The following is a 20,126-nucleotide window of genomic DNA, read 5'->3' as shown; positions in this document are numbered from 1 at the left end:
GCGAAAACACATAAACGGGCCTTTGGGGTTTCCTCTAGGCTTGCGGCGTGATTCAAGCTCCTTTTCTGGAGCTTGTCGATGGGGTGCTACGATCTGACGGAGAAGGAATGACAGGTGATCCAGCCGCACCTGCCCAACAAACCTCGCCGCGTGCCGCGCGTTGATGACCGGCGTGCCCTGAACGGTTTTTCTGGGTGCTGCGGGTGAGTGCGTTCTGGTATGACCTGCCGGAGCGCGACGGCCCGCCGACCACGATCTGCAACCGCTACAACCGCCGGCGCTTCAAGAACCGCGCCCGAACGCTCCCACAGCATCCTCGTTTTCTGGAGCCGCAGCCGCCCCGGCTGCGCGAACCCGGCCAGCTGCGCTCTGGCTTCTGCTCGTCCCGGAGGCCTACGACAAGAGGGTCGACACTGGACGCCGATCCGGGGTCAACTTTGCGTGCCGATTGACAAGCTATCCCTGTTGTCCGGTTTCCTCGGGCCACCTCTCTTCGTGCCAACCCTCTCGCCGGCGTCGGATTTCCCGAGCAGGAACACCGACAGCGACGGAATTGGGCGCCACGTCGCGCGTCACTACCGCGCCTGCGCCAACTGAAGCCCATCGGCCAATTGTAACGCCAGGAATTGCACAGGCGCCGATACCAAGATCTGCGCCTTCTTCCAATGTGACGTGCCCGGCCAAATGTACGCCCGGCGCCAAGGTCGCGAAGTCGTCAAGGCGACAGTCGTGATGTACGGAGGAGGCAACGTTGACATGAACATGTGCGCCGAGCCTGACATTCGTGACGACTGCCGCCTGGGCGCAAACAACAACGCCCGGGCCAAAAAAAACTTCGCGACCGATCCAGGCGCGTGGATGAATAAGCGTGGCACAACGGATCCCAAGCTTTTCAAGCCGGCGGGCAACACATTTGCGTGCAGCGGGCGAGCCAAGACCAATCACCACTTGCGCAGTCGGGTCCTGATGAGGCGCGTCAAGGCTGCGGAAGATTTGCAGCCCCTGAACGTGCGTCGGCGCCTCAAAGACTGAGTCAACCAAGAAGGCTGCAGGTTCGATTTGCTCGCCAGCTTCGGCGAGGTCAAGAACGATCTGCAGTATCTCCCTCCCTGAGCCCCCGCAACCGAAGATGTAGATCCGGCGCATGACAACACAATTATCCACTAATCTCGAGGACAGCTCCAGGCCGTCCTCGGGGCTCGACGCTCTCTTCGATAACACAGCGCAGATACTGTCCATAAGCGCTTCGGCCAAAGCGGTCCGCCAAGGCAAGGAAAGCTCGTTCGTCGATGAAGCCCATGCGGAAGGCGATCTCTTCCGGGCAGCAAATTTTTACGCCCTGCCGCTTTTCAAGCGACTGCACGAAGGTCGAAGCGTCAATCAAGGCATCCGGCGTGCCGGTGTCGAGCCAGGCGAAGCCGCGCCCGAGACGCTCAACGTTAAGACGTCCGATCTCAAGATAACGGCGGTTCAAGTCAGTGATCTCAAGTTCGCCTCGTGCTGACGGTTTAAGGGAGCGCGCAATTTCCACAACCTCGGGTCCATAATGGTAAAGCCCCGTCACTGCCCAACGCGACCGCGGCTGGGCTGGCTTCTCTTCGATGGACAAGGCCCGGCCATCGCCGCCGAACTCAACCACGCCATAGCGTTCGGGATCTGCGACATGATAGGCGAAAACGGTGGCTCCTTCTCGCTGCGCCGAGGCGCGCTGAAGGATTGCGGAAAGCCGATGGCCATAGAAGATGTTGTCGCCCAGCACGAGCCACGAAGGATCTGTTCCGACAAAGTCTGCTCCTAGGATAAAGGCCTGCGCAAGACCGTCGGGACTGGGCTGCTCCACGTAAGAGAACGAAAGGCCCCAGGCACTGCCGTCGCCCAGAAGGTGGCGGAAACGCGGCAGATCGTTCGGCGTCGAGATGATCAGGATCTCGCGGATGCCGGCGAGCATCAGCACGGACAGCGGATAATAGATCATCGGCTTGTCGTAGATAGGCATCAACTGCTTCGACATGACAAGAGTCATAGGATGCAGGCGGGTGCCACTGCCCCCAGCCAAAATAATTCCCTTCATGTCAGTCCTGTTCTGATGATCCTCCAGTCAGTCCCACCGCAATCTGAGCGCGCTACCTGCGCAAGGGCTGACGGAGAATTTCCACTTGGCAGCATCGGACCAGTTTGCTAGCACACGGCAAGGAAATTCGTGAAGCAAAATTTTCCATCCCAAAATCTTCAAGCGATTGTCCATTAGCTCGAGCCATAACGGCATGAGGGGTCGACGCAAGCCTCAGCGGAAAACAGTTGATGATTAGTGTTGATGCTGCGGGGAGGGAGATGCCCGGCTACGCCGACCTCGCCATCTACGATGACGTGCTGCCGTCGCCAGCCTCGCCGTTCCGCACGCTGGAGTACGAGCACTACCTCGGTTTCTTCAACTCGTCTGTTCTTGTGTCGATGGAGGCTTGGCATTTTGGTTTTGCTCATCACGGCATGGGAGATCTTGCGGCGCAGCTTCCCATTGCCGAATCTCTGAAGGATCGCATCCTAACCCTCGATCAAGCCGCCAATCTTGTACCCCGCCTTGCTTATGTGACGTTCCTTGGAAATGCACAGCGTCTGCTGCCCTATTTCGAGAAGCGGCGCATCCCCTTCATCCTGCAGCTTTATCCCGGCGGCTCTTTCGAGCCGAATGTCGCGGCGAGCGACGAGCATTTGCGCAAGGTCGCCATGTCGCCGCTCTGCCGCCGGATCATCACGACCCAGACGATCACGTCGAAGCATCTCCTGGAGAAAATCGGCTGCGACGCTTCGAAGATCGAATTCATTTATGGCGGCGTCTTCGATAGCAATGTCAAATTTTCATTCGAACGTGACAAGAAACTTTTTGGACGAGACAAAGATACAATTGATATCTGTTTTGTTGCTCATCGATACAGCAACAATTTTGCGCAAAAAGGATACGATCAATTCGTTGAGGTTGCTCGTGCCCTTGCGTCTGATGAGCGCTTTCGGTTTCACGTGGTCGGAGACTACACGCCAGACGACATTCCCCTGGGGTCGGCCGAATTGGTAACGACTTATTACGGAGCCCAGAAGAATGCCTTCTTTGACAGCTTCTATTCGAGCATGGACATTGTCTTGTCGCCTAACCATCCGGCAGGGCTCGGTTGCGGCGCGTTCGATGGCTTTCCAACAGGCAGCTGCATGGAAGCTGGGTTTCGGGGCGTCGTGAATTGCATCACCGATCCACTGAAGCTCAACGTCGCCTTCAATGATGGGCGCGATATCATGATCATTGACCGCAACGTCGAGCGCACAATAGAACGCCTCCGAAATGTTACGGCAGATCCCGCGATCCTGTACGAACTTGCACGTGCCAATCAAGCGTCGTTCCGTCGTGTCCTTGATATCGACGCTCAACTGGTCGCCCGCACTCGCGTGATTGTGGAGGAGCTGCTGCAAGAAGAACAGCTTGTCACTCGTCCAAGCGTCTCATTGAGCGGTCTTGACACAGCTGATATTGTCAACGCCCGCGCCGCTAGCGATCACGCAGCGCAAAGCATCGAGCGGCTGGTTGCTGAAAATCAGCGTCTTGCAGACATCCTCAACGAAGCCAACCGCTACGGTGTGGAGCGCCACGACAATCTCTTTCGCGAGTACGAAAAGCTCGTTGGCGAGAACCAGCGTCTTGCAGACCTTCTCAACGAAGCCAACCGCTACGGTGTGGAGCGCCACGACAATCTCTTTCGCGAGTACGAAAAGCTCGTTGGCGAGAACCAGCGTCTTGCAGACTTCCTCAAAGAAGCTAACCGCTACGGTGAGGAGCGGCATGATAATCTCTTTCGTGAGTATGAGGCGTTATACAAAAAGTGCGAGCAGTTGGCGGCGGAGAACACGATGCTTGCTGCCGCGCAAGCGTCCAGCCTCGAAAACCCCGATAGGACGGCTGACATGCTGTTGTCTCAGTATACACCCGAAGCAGTTGTGCGGCGACAGGGGCCTGCAAGAGTGCCTGAACCTGTCACCTTGCATGCTGCGCAAGACGGGACGCATCTAATGGCAAAAGCATTGCACAGGCTGCGTCGCCTGTTCCGATGGAAAGCGAAAATGTAAGTTTGAAATCCCTTATGTTGCTCCAATAGATAATGTAACTGAAGAACAACACCATGAACGTAAATGGCCTAATTTGATGTCAACGAACGCGTACGCTGCGATCCTGATTTGTGGTGAAATAGATGCTTTCCAGCATAATTCTGTTTTTGCCCATGAACTGGCTTTAGCGCTTAAAGAATTTCAAATCGGTGCTAATATTATTGACTATAGATCGCATCCCCGCGCGATCCATAGCGCCTTGCAGGACAATGATTGTGTATTTTTTATCTGTTTTAATGGCTTTGGTTCAGAGCTTTCTTTGGCAAACGACCAACCGGGACGCCTGAGTTCTGCCTTTCAATACTACGGAAAGTCGGTATTCGATGTGATGCACGACTGTCCAACACATGAAACGCTCGTCCACCAAATGGGCGTCAATTTCCCACTGCGCTTCGTTCTTGCGACAGATTATGGCTATGTCCAAGAGGCGCATGAATTGAATATTCACAACGTCCGTTTCGTACCATCCATCACTTTTCCCGCCAGTCAACCTCCGCCGCGCCGTCACGCGGGCCGCCGCACCCATCGCTGGCTCCTGCCAATTCAGCTTCCACCGCCGGCTGAGGTTCGCAAGCGACTTGCCGCCTATGGCGGTTATAGAGCCAAGATCATCAAACACATCTTTGAAGCAGTGTCGGAAGCCTGCATCGCAGACTTGAGCCTCGACCCACGCGTCGAGACCCGTCGAGCATGCCGCGAAGTTGGATTGCTCTTTGATGCCTTCAACGCGGACCACCGCTTCCTGCTCACTGCAGTTGCAGACCTCGTGAAGTTTGAACGCCGGCGCAGTCTGCTTAAGGCGCTTGGAAATCTGCCAATCACTATCTTGACGTCAGAGCTCATCGGACCTGATCGCCCTAAAGACTTTACCTACTTGCCAGCCCGCAGCTTCAGCGAACTTCTGGCGATCATGGCGGACTCCGATGTCGTTATCTGCCCCTTGCCGCACCATACTGGTTTCCACGAGAGGGCGCTTGGCGCATTCTCGGTCGGGGCAGCCGTCTTGTCTGCGCCGAATGCCGTTCTGGAAAGTGAGTTTGTCGACGGTCGCGACTTTCTGAGCTATAAGACTGCTGATGAGTTGGCCGGCCTAATCACCCGTCTGTCGAGTGAGCCGGATGCGCTGTCGAGCATCGCAGAAAGTGGGCGCGTACGAGCCAGTGCGCGGTTCTCGCCCACCCGCCTCGTAGAGACGATGATCTCGCTGGCTCAAACATACAGAAAGTGACGTCGCGCCTGAGCCTATCGGAAGATCCGTTGTAGTAACGATCTGAGCGGCAATAAGATAGTTTATCGGTGAATTGACTAAGTCTCCATACCGACATGTATTGACCATCAGCTGATATTCAGAACTGATACGACCAACTAGGATGTTTGCATATGGTATCGCGTCGATTTCAGGAAAGTCTGGAGCGGGACCCATTCGATCCGAGCGCCCTAGTTTCTCTGCCCGTAGATATAGAAATTTTCCCAGACGGCTGGATGTTTTCTCTAGAATTGACGATGCTTTACAACTTGGCTCTTCATGGCCAAGGTGATATTCTCGAGGTTGGGAGCTGGATTGGTCGTTCGTCAACATCGTTGGCGTTAGGCATTCGAGATTCTGCGTGCAAGCAACGACATTTCGACATTGTCGATCTCGGGCTTGCATCGATATCTGAAGCCATTCTGAAGCTTAATATATCACAAATGTACGCAGACCAAGACGTCATTTCGCGCCCGGTAACAGCTCATGGCGGTGTAATCGGATGTCTTATTGATAATCTACGACATCTAGATCTTTTAAAATATGTCACTGCTATCACAAGAGGCAATATTTCTGAGGTTTCATTGAGATCGTCATATGAAGTGGTGTTTTGCGACGCGGTCCACAACGAAAGCGAAATCAGCGTTGTTGGACCTATTCTCGCTAGAGTTGTCCGACCGGGCAGCTGGCTGATGTGCGACGATCTCGACAAACCAGAGCTCGTTGCCGCTGTTGAGCGCTTCGTGACGTTTGAGCGGAAGATCGCGCTCAAGGATTACGACCAGAACTGCAAAGCCATGGTCGGACGCGTCAGCGCTACGCATACCTGAAGCTTCGCGCAGACGTCAGTGGCCCGTGCGGACCTGCCTTTCTCGTCTTGACAGCGGACAATGTTGGCTGACACACGATCCTGAATCATCAGTCACGCCCCCTGCGGGACGCGTCGATGGTTGAGCGAGGCAAGATGGGGAATGCAATGACGCAGACAGATGCGGTGAGCGTGGCCGATCAGACCGACGCCGTGCCGGCGAGCAGGCTGCCGGCCGGGATCAAGCCGCCGGCCGTGATGGTGCCCGTACTGCCAACTGGAGATGCGATCCTTCCGCTCTTGCGGGAAATGGATGAGCGTCACGTCTACTCGAACGACGGGCCTCTCAACCAGCGCTTCGCCGCTGCCCTTGCGGATCTGCTCCAGTCGCGCCTCACGACGCCTGCGCGGCTTCATGTGGCGACCGTCTCGAACGGAACCGTCGCCATCGAGCTCGCCCTTCGGCTCCGAGCCCGCCGGGGCCGGTTCGTCATCATGCCGGCTTATACCTTCATTGCCACGGCCCAGGCCGTCACGAATGCCGGGTTCGAGCCGTGGTTTACGGACGTCGACGCCGACAACTGGGCACTGACGCCAGAGATCGCCCAGGAGCTAATCGCGCGCTTGCCCGAGCTACCGGCTGCTATCGTGGCTGTCAGCCCCTTTGGCGCTCCTATTGACCAGCGCGCTTGGAATTCCTTTGAGGAGAAGACCGGCATCCCGGTCGTGCTGGATATGGCGGCTGCCGCGCTATCTCTGGATGGGGTCGGACGGGTTCCGGCCTGCGTCAGCCTCCACGCCACCAAAATGCTGGGCATTGGCGAGGGCGGCGCGATTGTCTCGGAGGATGCCGACCTGATTGCCGCAGCCCGCAGCGCTTCGTCGTTTGGCTTTGAGCCTGGCACCCGCCTTGCCGCACGCCGCGGCGGCAATCACCGCATATCCGAATACGCTGCCGCCGTCGGGCTTACTGCCCTGGCGCACGCCGCCGAAAAGGAGTTTCGGCTTAAGGCTCTTGCGAAGGCCTATCGCCATCATCTTGGCGATGCGCCGATCGACTGGCATGCAGGGTTCGGGGAGCGCTGGGTCTCAATGACGATCAATATCGGGATCCCGGCCAAGCACGTCAATGCCGTGACTGCCGGCCTAGACGAGCGCAGCATTCCCTGGCGGCGCTGGTGGTCGCGGGGGTGCCACACGCATCCTCCTTTCGCCACAGCACCTCGCGAAAGACTAGACGTCACTGATGACCTAGGGCTACGCATCATCGGCTTGCCATTCCATGAATTGCTCACCGACGATCAAATCGCGCTTGTGAGCGAGACTGTGCGCAAGGGTGTAAGCTGATCTGAGCTAGGGCCAGGACCCATTAATTTAGGCAAAACGGCATGGCACGAATGGATAAAATGGCAGGAGAAGCCCGAAAAGCATACCCTTTGGTATGGTTGAGGGCGTCGACGAACCAGTTTGCCATTCGTGCCTTGTCCTTCGGATGGGGTGAAATGACGCGATCTTTATGTCGCAAGCCTTTGAAAGTCGGACGACGTCCTGCAGGCCTGCTCCTCAACCTCGCGCCATTTCCCTCCCACCGTTTCGCCCAAATTAACGGGTCCTGACCCCAGGTCGCTCGTTTCGCTTATGATCGTGTCATGTTGCCGTAATGGCCTTCTCATGAAGTTCGACGAAGGCGAATTTCTAAACACGGTCGATTGCTGCGAACATGTGCCGCTTGCCCTGCTCCGTTCGGACCTCCGCGCTATCGATGTAGAATTAGCCGATCTGTCAGTCCTTGAACGTCTTCTTCGCAGGCTTTTTCCCTTGGTGTCCGGTAGACGGTCAAGTCTATGTCTCCGTATTACCCCGCTAACGGTTTTGGCGTTTTGCTAGCGCCTTTTTCATAACCTGCGCATTCCTGCAATTCGAAAACTCCGGTGAGCTGGACGATGTGATAACTTAACGATAGTAGATTAGCCATCTGCGTGGGGTGACCTTGTCGACTGATACTGGAGACGGTGCGATGCACGGCGTTGACATCAAGCCGCAGAAGAAGGCGGTCCTGATCCTGCTTCCCTTTGCAGTAGAAGGCTCTCTGATCGTTCGGATTGCGCGGGCGTTGCGGGCACGCGGCGAACCTATCTTGTGCATGATCCAGCAGCGCGAAACCGGAGCTTACAAGTCGGACGAACTCGCCGACTTCGCAGAAACAGGCGATCTCGTTGACCTGTCGAAGCATAATCCTGACACGTGGCGTGCCGTTTTGATCGACGTGATCGCCTCGCGCTCGATAGGCGCACTCCTTCAGCTGGGGGCATACCTCATCTATCCACTCCTCGGTTTCCTCAAACAGGACATCCCAGGCCTGCGCGTCGCAGATATGCTATACAACCCAGTCGGCCACATGGTGCGCCACTCCATCTATGAGGGCGCCATCGACTGTGTGTTCGTGGAGAGCGCCTACATGCGCGAAGTCGTCGCGGCTTCAACCCGTATTCCCAACCGTACCATCGAGGTGCTTTGCAGCGGGATTGACCTTGCTGCATTCGTGCCGCTGGCAACGCGGCCTCCGCGGCCTCTGACCCTTGGCTTCGTGGGCCGGTTCTCTGAAGAGAAAGGGCCGCTCGACTTCATCGCTCTCGCCGATCGTCTCACGGAAGGGGGGTGCAACGCCCAGTTCGCAGTTTTTGGCTCCGGGCCTATGGAGGGTGCGATGCGTTCCCGATGCGCCAGTAGTCCTGCGGCCGATCGCATTGCTTTCCACGGCTATGTTGACGACGTGCGCCAAGCCTTTGCCGCGATTGACGTGCTCGTGCTTCCATCGCGCGCCGACGGTCGCCCGGTTGCTGTCATGGAGGCGGCTGCGAGTGGAGTTCCCGTGATCGCCGCACCAGTGGGGGGCATCCCGGAGATGATCGAGGATGGCGTGAACGGCTGGATCGCCCGGCCGAACCAGTTTGATCGCATTGGGGCCCTCGTCACTGAGCTTGAACGCGATCCAGCACGACTGGCCAAACTGCGCGCAGATGCCAGAGCTTATGCGGAGCGTCACTTCGATGAAAACCGGATGCTAGACGCGTACGCCACCGCTTTTCGCCGTCTCGCAGACCAGCAGAAGCCCGTCGATTTCGCAATGGTCGCGGGGGATCAGTTTGTATTGTCGGAGCGGGCTGTCGGAGCGGGGCTGGCATGATGAATAGCGCTCCGCTCGTATCTTTCATTGTCCTCTCCTACAACTACCGTCACTATATAGGGCGGACGATCGAGAGTATCCTCGCCCAGACGATGCAGGATTTCGAGATCATTGTAATCGATGACCGCTCGTCCGATGGCTCCGCGCAATTCGTGCGCTCACTGGGCGATCCGCGCATCGTGGTAATCGAGAACGAGGTAAATCTGGGAGGAGCAGCCTCCTTCAACCGGGCCTTCGCCGCCTCGCGCGGGCGCTTGATCTCCAATGTCGACTCCGACGACTGGATCGCGCCGAGCCGAACGGAGCGCCAACTGGCGCTCCTCGAATGTCGGCCTGACGTGGACATTGCAGGCACCCATGTGCGCTTCATGGACAGCAACGGGGAGGCCCATCCGCAAGCGGCGGAGCTCGAGTCCTACCTGAACTACGACTGGGCGCCAAACAAGGTGGAGTCTTGGGTGGTGCAGAACCGGCTTTGCCGCTCCTCCACAATGGTGCGGCGCAGCTTTCACGAAACCTATGGCCTGTACGACCCGGATATGGTCTACGCGCCCGATTTCGAAGTGTGGACTCGTGCCTTGCGGCATGACCGCCGGTTCGCGGTGGTGCAGGAGGCCCTGACTTTCTACCGGCTGCACGACAAAGGGATCACACATGCAAATGCCCTTGGCACTTTCACTGAAATTTGCTCCCTTCTTGCGCAAAACATCATTCCGACCTGCAACTCCCGAGGCGTGCCGACACTTCTCAACGCCATCGGCGATTGGATTGTGTCTCACCAGAGCTTCGCTGAGCTCGAAGCCCGCCTGCGGCTGAGGCTTCTCGGACTTGTGTTCGCGAGTGATCCTCCGTCAAATTTCAGAGCATTTCATGATCGCATGTACGGCACCGACGACCGGGCTCTTGAGGTCGCCGGAGCGAACTTGCTGGCCTTGTTGGACACCATGCAGACGTCGCCTACAATGACCCGAATGCGCTTTGACTTGGCTGCGGTGACCGAGGCCCGAGACTGGTGGCGACAGCAGGCAGAAGCTTACCGATCTGCACTTGCCGCTGAAACCAACAGCAAGTTCGCAGCATTACAGTGGTGGCGAGGACAAGCCAACGCTTTTGAGGCTGCTCTTGCCGCAGCAAATGCGCATCGTGATGAGGCTGACGCCGGCAAGGAAGCTGCTTCTGGTCAGTCCGTTGTCTCCACGCAGTGTAAGCCATACGCAGTTGCGAGCCAAGCCGGTTATAGGCAAATCATCCATCGCATCAAGGCGAAACTGGCACCAATCGCTGGCAAACTTGGCTTGAGCCTTGACGGACGGCGATAATGCTGGACGTCGCAGGCGTCGGAGCGTTAGTGAGCTGCGTTGTCGGGCTTCCAGGAACAGCTAGGTACCATGTCCATTTTGCGACGCAGTATCATCGCCTTGAGCCTGATCAATCGGCATAACCTCGCCAAGGCGATAAATGGCCTGCGAAACGGGAACGCAACCAATATCCGCGGTGGCATCAGTCACCTGATTGCATTGCGCGAGCAGAAAGGTCGTTCACCGGGTCGATTATCGCGCTCACGATTTGTCGCTGAACGTTGGCGGCGCATCCTTGCGCTGTTCACAATTGAAAACCTCCAAAAAGCTGGCAGTTCTATTTTCCGAGGTAACATTTCCGTCGCCGTTTCAGCCTTCCGCAATCTTGTGGCGCAGCAGGACGCGATGGCGATCCCAGTCGCGGAACTTGGGGCCGGCGGCATTTTTGAGACGTATCCACCACGAATCCATCCGGCAGGCGTTCCGCTTGTGACTGTGGTGATTCCCTGCTTCAATTATGGTCGCTTTATCGGCGAAGCAGTGGATAGCGTTCTGGCCCAGAGCTTCCGTGATCTTGAGGTCATTGTCGTCGATGGCGGATCAAGTGATCGGTTGACGCCGGATCTCGTAAGATCGCTTGCCGGACCGCAAGTGCGGGTCTTCCTGCGTGAGGGTCGGCACCTGGCGGGAGACAATCGCAATTTCGGCATCGCACAGTGCAAAAGCCCCTACATTGTCTGCCTGGATGCTGATGACACACTTCATCCCACCTATATCGAAAAGGCCTTGTTCCTCGCTGAACATCTTGGTTTTGACGTCATTTCCTGTGGGTTGCGCCTGATGGGCTCTCGATCTGGAACTGTCGGCATCCTGCCATATCCAGCCTTGTCTGATCTCGTTCTAGGCAATCACGTCTACACCTGTGCCTTGTTCCATCGCCATCTGCTGGAAAAGGTGGGTGGTTACTTCGATTACGGGTTGGGGGCGGAACACGCTGCAGAAGATTGGGATTTCTGGATCAGGATCGCCGCCACTGGCGCGCGGTTCGGCAACATCTCGGGTGAGTTTCTGTTGAATTACCGCGTTCACAAAACTGCTTCGCTCAGCTCCGGGCCGGGTGTGCCCGACATCGAAACGCAAAGGCAACGAATTCTCGCGCGAAACGCCAAGTTGATCGACCGCGACGCTCATGCCCGCTCGAAGGCAGCAAAACGTCGTGCCTTGAGTGTTGACAATGCATGCACCGCCCTTACGCGAGCAATGCTGCGTGTGCCGCCGGTTCATGCATCACGAACCATCCTGATCGCTATCCCGTTTTTTCTCGTTGGCGGTGCCGAGCGGCTTCTGGCGCAAGTTGCACAGGAGCTGGTCGACTGCGGATGGCGCGTCGTGGTGGTTTCCACCGTCTTTCAGGAGTTGGGCCCCACCGACGCCATTGAATGGTTCGAAAGCGTCACGACGGAGGTCTACGCGTTGCCGCGCTTCCTTCACCCAACGCAGTGGACCACATTCGTCGAATATTTGTTCACCTCGCGTCGCTTCCAAGCTCTGCTTATCGCAGGCAGCCGCTTCTTCTATGGTCTCGTGCCCTACCTTTCCAACCGCCATCCCGAATTGGCCATCATGGATTTCTTGTTCAATGCAGTGGGTCATGCCGCGCCGCATCAGGCTGCGATGCCCCTGTTGACAGGTGTGCTGTGCGAGAACGCGGAAGTCCGGGATTGGTGCCTCGCCGTTGGATGGTCACCCAATGAGATTGAACTGGTCCAGAGCATGATCGACGTCGGGAGTTACGCCGTCGGACCGCGCTCTTCCGATCTTGTTGATCGCTTCTCTATCTCGCCCGACGAGATCGTGGTTGGATTTTCAGGAAGGATGTCAGAAGAAAAGGCGCCAGAAGTCTTTGTGGATGTCGCAGGGTTGTGCCGAAGCCAGCAGCGCTTGCGTTTCATCATGACAGGCGGCGGACGGATATCGGGCGAGATCGAGCGTCGGGTAGCACGGGCGCCGGCTGGAACTCGCATCGACGTGTGCGGAATTGTGGATGACGTCAGGCCTTACCTTACCTTGTATGATATCTTCGTACTGCCATCCCGGGTCGATGGCCGCCCAATTGCCGTTCTTGAGGCAATGGCAAGCGGCTGCGCTATCATTGCGTCGCGTGTCGGAGGGTTACCTGACCTCGTGCATGAAGGCACTACCGGATATCTGGTGCCGCCCGGGGATGCAGAGGCGATTGCAAATCATCTGATGGCGCTTGCGGACGATCCCGATACGCTCCAGAGGTTAAAGGCCGCAGCAAGGAAGCATGCCGAGCAAAACCTCGATAGAGCTTCAGCTGATGCTCCGTATGCCAAAGCGATCGAGGCGGCTGTTGAGCGCAGGAAGGCGCACATAAGTCATGCCGGGTTAAGCAGCGCTCGGCCAAGCTTCTCTGGCTCAGGAGGCAGCACGACCAGCCCTTGACGAGCAAGCCGCGCAGGATCACCCACAATCCGCGAGAGGCCCCGGGTTGTCGCACTGCCGCGGTCTTCCCGCTCTTCAATCGTGATGGACTTGCCTGAAGCCCTGATCAAACCGTCGAGCAGGTCACGCAGACTCGTCCCGACTCCGGAGCAGATGTTGACAACCAGCGGCCGATCCAGCGGTGACAGGACAAGGCCGATCAGCGCCTCGACAACCGAGCTTACTTCAATGAAATCCCGCTCTACAGACAGTTGACCCGTCACTAATCGGCCACCAGCGGGCTCCATCTTCGAGATCTGATCCGTGAAATCGCCCAGAGCGAGATGGCGAGGCATGCCCGGGCCAACGGGATTGAACAGTCGCGCGACGATCAACCGGTCCGGCCATGCCAAACCGTGAAGGGTCTGAGCAAGCTTCGTGATGCCATACGGTGTCGTTGGCTTGCATTCGATGTCTTCCCCCACCCTGCCCTGCCTGACTGCAGCAGAGCCATACTCCGCTGCCGTGCCAGCAAGAAGCATGACGGGTGGATCGGGCGTTGAGCGCGCCGCCTGCAGCAGACTGGCGCCATAGACGGTGTTCGCCCGATACAATTCCGTCAGAGTGGCCGCAGTCGGACGGCCAGCCAGATGGAAGACCCATTGCGCCGCGGCAACCGACAATGCGCTCGCGAGTTCCTGCGGATTTGTTTCATCCAACAGTGTTATTCGCTCATCGGTCGGCGCCATCTCCGAGCCGAGCCGTGCGAGCGCGATCGTGGTCACCCCCCGGCGTTTCAGCGCAGCGCACAGGTGACGACCGAGAAAGCCAGAAGCCCCGGTGATCAGGGCACGTCCGGTCAAGGAGAATCCTTCAGGAACATAGAGCGGTTGCTAGCGAAGATTTCCTGAGCTTGCTGATAATCGTCGGGCCTGCCGATATCGAGCCAGAAACAGTCGGGCGCATGGCAGTATATGCGCTTGCCTGCTGCGACCATCGCCCGCAGGAGATCCGGAATGTCGAGATACTTGCCGATCTCGACATGCGGCGCCACGGCGTCACGGCGCATGACATAAAGCCCCATGCTAACGAGATGCGAATAAGACGGCTTCTCCAGATAATTTTGAAGCCACATTCCGCTATCTGTTTCGAGCAGGCCAAAATCGATCTTCACCTCGCGTTTGTGGCTGGCGATCGTCACGTCTGCGCCGGTGTCTCGATGAAAAAGACGCATGTCTGCAAAGTCGAGCGTCGTGAGAAGATCGCCGTTCGCAACAAAGAACGTTTCGTCAAGACCCTCAATGACGGCAGCGAGTGGACCTGCGGTGCCGAGCGGCTTGTCTTCGAGGCTGTAGCGGATGGACAAGCCAAGTTGTTCGCCGTTTCCGAAGAACGCCCGCAACAGATGATGGAGGTGGTTGACTGCCAGGATGACCTCCGTCACGCCTGCATTCTTAAGCTGGCGCAGCAACAACTCAAGCACCGGCATTTCGTCCCCGAGCGGGGCAAGCGGCTTTGGAAACAAGGCGGTGTAAGGGCCAAGACGCGTGCCACGTCCACCTGCCATGATGACGGCTTGCATCGCGAATTTCCTTAGACGACGTAATCGGTACTGCGGTACAGTTCGATGCTTTCGGAAATAAAGGCGATCGTTCGTTGTAATCCCTCATCCATAGGCGTCGCAGGCGTCCAGCCCAGCAGACGAGCGGCCTTTCTGTTGTCCGACACCAGCTTCATGACCTCACTCTTGGCGGGGCGCACTCGACGGGAATCAAGCAGGATTGGCTTTTCGACACCCATCAAACTCACGATCCGGTCAGCGAAGTCGCCCACTGATGCCGTTTCGCCCGTGCCAAGATTGATCGTCTCTCCACCGAGGCCCTCCGTAGCTCCTGCAGCCAGAAAGCCCGCCACTGTATCGCTCACGTAGGTCATGTCGCGCTGCGGATCGAGCGCGCCTAACTGGATATGTGGACGGGTGAGCGCTTGAGCGATGATGGTAGGAATGAAGGCGCGGGCCGATTGGCGCGGGCCGTAGGTGTTGAATGGGCGCACGGTCATCACATTCGTGTTGAAGGAGCGCCAATAGCTCTCTGCAAGCTTGTCCGCCGCGATCTTTGTCGCAGAATAGGGCGATTGACCTTGAAGCGGGTGGTCTTCGTCGATGGGTTCGCGCAATGCTGTGCCGTAAACTTCAGAGGTGCTCGTGTGGACCATGCGGCCAGCGATTCCCTTCCGCACCGCTTCCAGAACATTGAGCGTCCCCTCCACGTTCGTTCGAACGTAAGAGCGCGGCGCAACATAAGAGAAAGGTATGGCTATCAGCGCCGCGAGATGGAACACGATGTCAGCGCCTTCCAGAACGTGAAGCATAAAGTCGGAGTCCTGAACATCTCCTGCTACCACGTTCATCTGATTGCGCAGGCTCGCATCAACGAAGCGCAGGTTGCCCCAGCTTCCTAGCGCATTGTAATGGATCAAGGCGGTAACGGCTGCCCCCTGGCGCACCAACTCCTCAGCAAGATGGCTGCCGATGAAACCGCCAGCCCCAGTGACTACAATTTTCCGTCGGCTCCAGTCGAATGTCATAAAATTCCCTAGATAGAGCTTGGTAATAGCAACCGCCCCGTACCCTTGGTGTTGTCGGCATTTATCGCGTGCTCTACACTATGTCATTGCCATTTAAAAGGCGTTTGTCGATGAGATCAGAAGCCGAGGAACGTCATCATTGACAGGTTGGTTTCGCATCTAGATAACGACGTATGTTGCGGTGCGTGCGCTGGCCATCGGACAACGTTAGAAGCCTGTCAGAGGCTTCTAACAGCTACCTAGGATGGAATATGACGCGCTCCAGCTTGCAACGTAAGGCCTTGGATGATCTTGTCGATGCGTTCCATCATTGGCGCATTTGGTGGTTGCTCGGAATCGGCGACATTCGCCAGCGATATTCCCGCTCGCGGCTCGGCCAGTTCTGGATCACCGTCAGCATGGCTTTTTTTGTTGTTGCAATCGGATCGGTGTGGGCGCTGATCTTTAATCAGCCTATTGACAAGTTTCTTCCATACATTTCCGCGAATTACATCGTGTGGGCGCTGATCACCGGCTTGATTCTCGATAGCATTTCCGTTTTCACTGGATCGGAGCCTTTTCTGCGCCAAGTGGCTCTGCCAAAGACCGTTTTTGTGCTGCGCATGCTCGTCCGCGGATTGACAAGCTTCGCCCACAACGTTGTCATTGTGCCGATAGTCCTTCTGGTTTTGGGAGCGCCGATTAGCTGGACATGGCTTCTTGTCCCGGTGGGCCTCCTTCTTGTCGTCACGGCCGGCTTTCTGCTCGCTTTCGTCCTTGGGATTCTGTGCACACGCTTTCGCGATCTGCCTCAGGTGGTCAATAATCTCGTCCAGGTCGCCTTTTTTGTAACGCCCGTGGTGTGGCCGGCGGACGTCTTGCGGCAGCGATTCCCCGCAATACTCGACTATAATCCTTTCGCGGCGTTCCTACAGGTGATATCGCAACCCATGCTGGGAGAAATTCCAAGCCGGTGGACTTATGGCCTTGCAGTCGTGACTACGCTGCTTCTCGCAGCCGTTGCTTGGCCGGTGTTCGTCCGCTTCAGGGCGCGTATCGTGTATTGGCTTTGAGGACGAAACAGATGGTCTCGATCTCGGTTAGAAATGCTGGCGTCGAATTCGCCATCTATAACGCACGTGGACGATCACTGCGAAACCATCTTATCCGCCGTGTGGGCGGCCAGCTTGCGGGCGGGAAACGGGATAACGTTGTTGTCAAAGCCCTGCAGGAGATAAACCTTGAGCTCACTCAAGGCGACCGAGTCGCGATAATCGGTCACAATGGCGCTGGCAAGTCGACGCTCTTGCGGATCCTAGCAGGAGCCTATGAGCCATCCTCGGGCGAAGTCCGAATCGAGGGTACGGTCACGTCCCTCATCGATATGGCAATGGGCATGGACTACGAGCTAACTGGGCGCGAGAATGTCGTCTTGCGTGGCGTTTTTCTTGGCATGACCTTTTCCGAAGTACAGGCGCTAATGCCAGATGTCGCGAATTTCGCTGAACTGGGCAGCTACCTCGACTTGCCGATGCGCACCTATTCGACTGGCATGGTGCTTCGCCTTGCTTTTGGTATATCCACGGCTGTCCGTCCCGACATCATACTGCTCGACGAGTTGATCAGTGTTGGCGATGCAAGATTTGCGAAGAAGGCCCAGGACCGGATGGAAGCCTTGCTGTCGAGCGCACGCATATTGGTTCTCGCATCCCACAGCCCCGACTTGCTACGGCAGTACTGCAATCGCGGGATCAAGCTACACGAAGGCCGGGTCGTTGCGGATGGCTCTCTTGAACAGGTTTTGGCTGCTCACACCGGCTGAGCATGCAGGAAGCAGCGATTGCGCCAATAGGTGATGGACCAGCATGGTCGCCCAATTGCCCTCTGTGATGCTGATGTACCTCGGACGCCGAGGCGCGATGGTGCGGTTCGCCCGCGAGGCGGTAGAAGCGCTAGCCTGGTCGAAGGCAATCCAAGGCTGCGTGGTGCTCTCACGGCAGGCGGAGGGATTCGAAAGCTTGCCTGAGCGACGTGATCACGTGGTGGGAGTCGACACTTTCTCCAGTGCGGTTGGTGCGCTGACCTCGCTGCGCAACCTGTTCCATCTACGACGGACCTTGCAGGCCGAGATCAAGAGACGCAAAGTCGAGGTCGTTATTGACCTTATGCCCCATGTCTGGTCACCCGCGCTTTGCCGGACGATACGCCAGACTGGCGCTCGGTACGCAGCCATTGCCCATGACGCGACCGCCCATCCAGGCGACAACACTGGCTACGCAAGCCGCTGGGCCAACCGCTCTCTCCTAAAAGCGGATCGCGTGCTTGTCCTCAGCCGAGCAACAGGGCGTCAATTGGAGGAGGTCGGCTCAATCGCTGCGGGACGAATCACGACCGTGTTCCACCCCGACTTAAACTACACGACAGTGAAGCGTATACCTTGGGACGGCACGAGGCCAATGCGGCTTCTCTTCCTCGGGCGGATTCTGCCCTACAAGGGCCTGCCTCTTTTCGTCGAGGTTGCCGAGCGACTGCGGAATGCTGGCATCCCGATCGAGGTTGGTGTCTTTGGCGAGGGCGATCTCGGGTCGTGCAACAGTCGGCTCGCTGCCCTGGGGGCTGCGGTGGTCAACCGCTGGCTATCGGAAGACGAGGTGGCAGCAGCTCTTGCGGGCTACGATCTGATGGTCGTGTCGCATATAGAAGCCAGCCAATCGGGAGTTGTCGCCGCGGCTCACGGTGCAGGGATGCCAGTTGTCGCCACTCCTGTTGGAGGCTTGCCGGAGCAGGTTGAGCACGGGGTGACAGGCTTGGTGGCGCGGGCGGTGACGGTGACAGCTATAGCCGAGGCCGTCGAGCGCCTCGCAACCAACCCTGAACTCTACGGCAATTTGGCCGCTGGTATAGAATGGAGCCGCGCTAGCCGCTCCATGCACGCATTCCTCGTTGCAGCTGTAAATGCAGCGCTCTGAACTGATGGGGTGGATGCCCCAAAGCGCGGTGATGCAAGATGCCACCCAGCGCCATGATCGTCAATCAGCATGCAAAGTCGGGTCTGACGCAATCTCGCTGCACCTCGTGCTCATGACGCGCCGCTCCGGAGCGCCTGGAGGAGATCCGTCTTTCTCCGGCCATACATCCGGCGTTTGACGAGTTTGAGCTTGGCGATCTGACCCTCCGTCTGTCCGTTGAACCGCAGCGAGGTGATCGCGGCACGGAGCGCGACTTGCCCCGTTTTGAGAAGTACCTTCTGTGCGACCGCGACGGCGCTTTCCCGATAGATTTTGGTTCATCGTGGGAAGAGAAGGTCTTGCTCGCTGAATTGCAGCGGGAAGGCAATGTTGCGTGGTATCGCAACCCAGACCGGGCGGCCCAGGAATCGCTTGGCGTGACGTACGAAGACGGCGACGAGATGAAGATCGTTCGCCCTGGCTTCATTTTCTTCTCAAAGCTCGCTGACGGAAGCGTTGTGGCAGACATCGTTGATCCACACGGCATCCAGTTCGCCGATGCCCTGCCCAAGCTGAAGGGCCTTGCAAGATATGCGGAGGCCAATCCTGGCACCTATCGCAGGATCGAGGCAGTAGCGAAGATTGATGAGCAATACCGCGTGCTCGACTTACTGAACGCGGAGGTAAGAACGGCGGCTCTTGCCGCGACCTTAGCAAAGGCGCTCTACACGCGTTCAGCCGGAAGGGATTACGCAGCTTGAGCGGCAAATCCGTCGCACTAAGCCTCTTTCGGAGTCATTCTCCTAGGCAGCCTCATTGCAAGGTCAGGCGTCAGATTTTCAGCAACAGCGTTGAGCTTGTCGCGAGGGCAGTCTCTGAACTTCATTCCATTGCCGCACGGACATGGGTTATGGCCTTTGAGCGGTTTGCCCGCCTGCACAAAAAGTAACAATCTGATACAGGCCTGAATGGTGAGCGCGACTGACTTGGATCGCATTCGAATGGCTGAAGGCGTTTATTGGACCCGACGAATGTGGATGGCAGGCTTGAACACCGCAGGCCGAATCGAATTGAAAAAGCTGTCCACTAACGCGAAAAAGCAAAAGACGTTGCAACAATACGCGACCGAGGCTCGATCCACATTGATAGGAACGTCGGAGTAAGTCTGCTCTTGCTCACCAAGGAAAGCCCGTTCGTCCGCTTCCCTTCTCGCCGCCTTCCTTCGCTTGTGCGAAGGCGGCTCCAAGGAAAGCGAACTCTCTCTGTCTACAGCTATCTCTATCTTTATAGAGGAAGAGGAGCGGCAAAATCGGAATGCAGCACGGAACTGGAAACGCCAAGGCACAGGCCGCGACTTCTGAAAAGCTGGTACCTATGTGCTACCTGTGACTTTTCGCCAATGGAAAAATATCACCTAACACATTGACATCATTGGCGCACCCGACAGGATTCGAACCTGTGACCTCTGCCTTCGGAG

At 57.2% G+C, this 20,126-nt stretch carries 16 protein-coding genes and 1 pseudogene; 12 read left to right on the top strand and 5 right to left on the bottom strand.

Going from position 1 to position 20,126, the window contains the following annotated elements:
• Window positions 1-114 precede the first annotated feature (114 nt).
• A pseudogene (locus ACINK1_RS14455) lies at window positions 115-281 on the top strand (transposase); the annotation flags it as partial.
• 175 nt (window positions 282-456) lie between these two features.
• Here ACINK1_RS14455 and ACINK1_RS14450 read toward each other — a convergent pair.
• Window positions 457-1,146 carry an acetyltransferase gene (locus tag ACINK1_RS14450; protein ID WP_395760168.1) on the bottom strand — a complete coding sequence of 230 codons (690 nt, stop codon included), beginning with the start codon at window positions 1,144-1,146 and terminating at the stop codon, window positions 457-459.
• A 10-nt stretch (window positions 1,147-1,156) separates the two neighbouring features.
• Complete coding sequence (gene rfbA / locus ACINK1_RS14445; RefSeq protein ID WP_376802518.1) at window positions 1,157-2,071, bottom strand: glucose-1-phosphate thymidylyltransferase RfbA; 915 nt, start codon at window positions 2,069-2,071, stop codon at window positions 1,157-1,159.
• A gap of 260 nt (window positions 2,072-2,331) precedes the next feature.
• Here rfbA and ACINK1_RS14440 point away from each other — a divergent pair, with 260 nt between their 5' ends.
• From ACINK1_RS14440 to ACINK1_RS14410, 7 genes are all read left to right on the top strand, one after another.
• Window positions 2,332-4,110, top strand: a complete 1,779-nt coding sequence (locus tag ACINK1_RS14440; protein WP_395760167.1) for a hypothetical protein — start codon at window positions 2,332-2,334, stop codon at window positions 4,108-4,110.
• A 76-nt stretch (window positions 4,111-4,186) separates the two neighbouring features.
• Window positions 4,187-5,377, top strand: a complete 1,191-nt coding sequence (locus tag ACINK1_RS14435; RefSeq protein WP_376802515.1) for a glycosyltransferase — start codon at window positions 4,187-4,189, stop codon at window positions 5,375-5,377.
• A 152-nt stretch (window positions 5,378-5,529) separates the two neighbouring features.
• Window positions 5,530-6,225, top strand: coding sequence for a hypothetical protein (locus ACINK1_RS14430; RefSeq protein WP_376802514.1), 696 nt, complete (start codon window positions 5,530-5,532; stop codon window positions 6,223-6,225).
• Window positions 6,226-6,371: 146 nt separating this feature from the next.
• Window positions 6,372-7,550 carry a DegT/DnrJ/EryC1/StrS family aminotransferase gene (locus ACINK1_RS14425; RefSeq protein ID WP_395760166.1) on the top strand — a complete coding sequence of 393 codons (1,179 nt, stop codon included), beginning with the start codon at window positions 6,372-6,374 and terminating at the stop codon, window positions 7,548-7,550.
• Between the two features lie 670 nt (window positions 7,551-8,220).
• Window positions 8,221-9,390 (top strand): glycosyltransferase family 4 protein, encoded by a 1,170-nt coding sequence (locus tag ACINK1_RS14420; protein ID WP_376802886.1) that lies wholly within the window; start codon window positions 8,221-8,223, stop codon window positions 9,388-9,390.
• The gene (locus ACINK1_RS14415; RefSeq protein ID WP_376802888.1) at window positions 9,387-10,709 is read left to right on the top strand and encodes a glycosyltransferase family 2 protein; all 1,323 of its coding nucleotides are present in this window, start codon (window positions 9,387-9,389) and stop codon (window positions 10,707-10,709) included. Before ACINK1_RS14420 ends, ACINK1_RS14415 begins: the two co-directional genes overlap by 4 nt.
• A 69-nt stretch (window positions 10,710-10,778) precedes the next feature.
• Window positions 10,779-13,154 (top strand): glycosyltransferase, encoded by a 2,376-nt coding sequence (locus ACINK1_RS14410; protein ID WP_395760165.1) that lies wholly within the window; start codon window positions 10,779-10,781, stop codon window positions 13,152-13,154.
• Here the strand turns inward: ACINK1_RS14410 and ACINK1_RS14405 are convergent.
• Genes ACINK1_RS14405 through ACINK1_RS14395 form a run of 3 tightly spaced genes read right to left on the bottom strand, consistent with a single transcriptional unit; the run spans window position 13,088 to window position 15,722 of the window.
• Window positions 13,088-13,996, bottom strand: coding sequence for an NAD-dependent epimerase/dehydratase family protein (locus tag ACINK1_RS14405; protein WP_376802891.1), 909 nt, complete (start codon window positions 13,994-13,996; stop codon window positions 13,088-13,090). The genes ACINK1_RS14410 and ACINK1_RS14405 overlap by 67 nt on opposite strands.
• Complete coding sequence (locus tag ACINK1_RS14400) at window positions 13,993-14,715, bottom strand: sugar phosphate nucleotidyltransferase (RefSeq protein WP_376802893.1); 723 nt, start codon at window positions 14,713-14,715, stop codon at window positions 13,993-13,995. Before ACINK1_RS14400 ends, ACINK1_RS14405 begins: the two co-directional genes overlap by 4 nt.
• Before the next feature lie 11 nt (window positions 14,716-14,726).
• Window positions 14,727-15,722 carry an SDR family NAD(P)-dependent oxidoreductase gene (locus tag ACINK1_RS14395; RefSeq protein ID WP_376802895.1) on the bottom strand — a complete coding sequence of 332 codons (996 nt, stop codon included), beginning with the start codon at window positions 15,720-15,722 and terminating at the stop codon, window positions 14,727-14,729.
• A gap of 251 nt (window positions 15,723-15,973) precedes the next feature.
• Between ACINK1_RS14395 and ACINK1_RS14390 the strand changes: the two genes are divergently transcribed.
• From ACINK1_RS14390 to ACINK1_RS14375, 4 genes are all read left to right on the top strand, one after another.
• Window positions 15,974-16,774, top strand: coding sequence for an ABC transporter permease (locus tag ACINK1_RS14390; RefSeq protein WP_376802897.1), 801 nt, complete (start codon window positions 15,974-15,976; stop codon window positions 16,772-16,774).
• Window positions 16,775-16,785: 11 nt separating this feature from the next.
• Window positions 16,786-17,523: an ABC transporter ATP-binding protein gene (locus tag ACINK1_RS14385; RefSeq protein WP_376802899.1), complete on the top strand. Its 738-nt coding sequence runs from the start codon at window positions 16,786-16,788 to the stop codon at window positions 17,521-17,523.
• 67 nt (window positions 17,524-17,590) lie between these two features.
• A complete protein-coding gene (locus ACINK1_RS14380) occupies window positions 17,591-18,670 on the top strand; it encodes a glycosyltransferase (RefSeq protein WP_395760164.1) in 1,080 nt (359 codons plus the stop codon).
• A 254-nt stretch (window positions 18,671-18,924) separates the two neighbouring features.
• Window positions 18,925-19,410 (top strand): hypothetical protein, encoded by a 486-nt coding sequence (locus tag ACINK1_RS14375; RefSeq protein WP_376802903.1) that lies wholly within the window; start codon window positions 18,925-18,927, stop codon window positions 19,408-19,410.
• Window positions 19,411-20,126 lie beyond the last annotated feature (716 nt).

Origin of the sequence: Raskinella chloraquaticus (SeqCode) (assembly GCF_021731865.1) — a bacterium.
In the GTDB taxonomy this organism is placed as follows: Bacteria; Pseudomonadota; Alphaproteobacteria; order Rhizobiales; family UBA4765; genus Raskinella; species Raskinella chloraquaticus.
The sequence above is the reverse complement of the archived record's forward strand: the minus strand, read 5'-3'. Positions and strand labels throughout refer to the sequence as shown.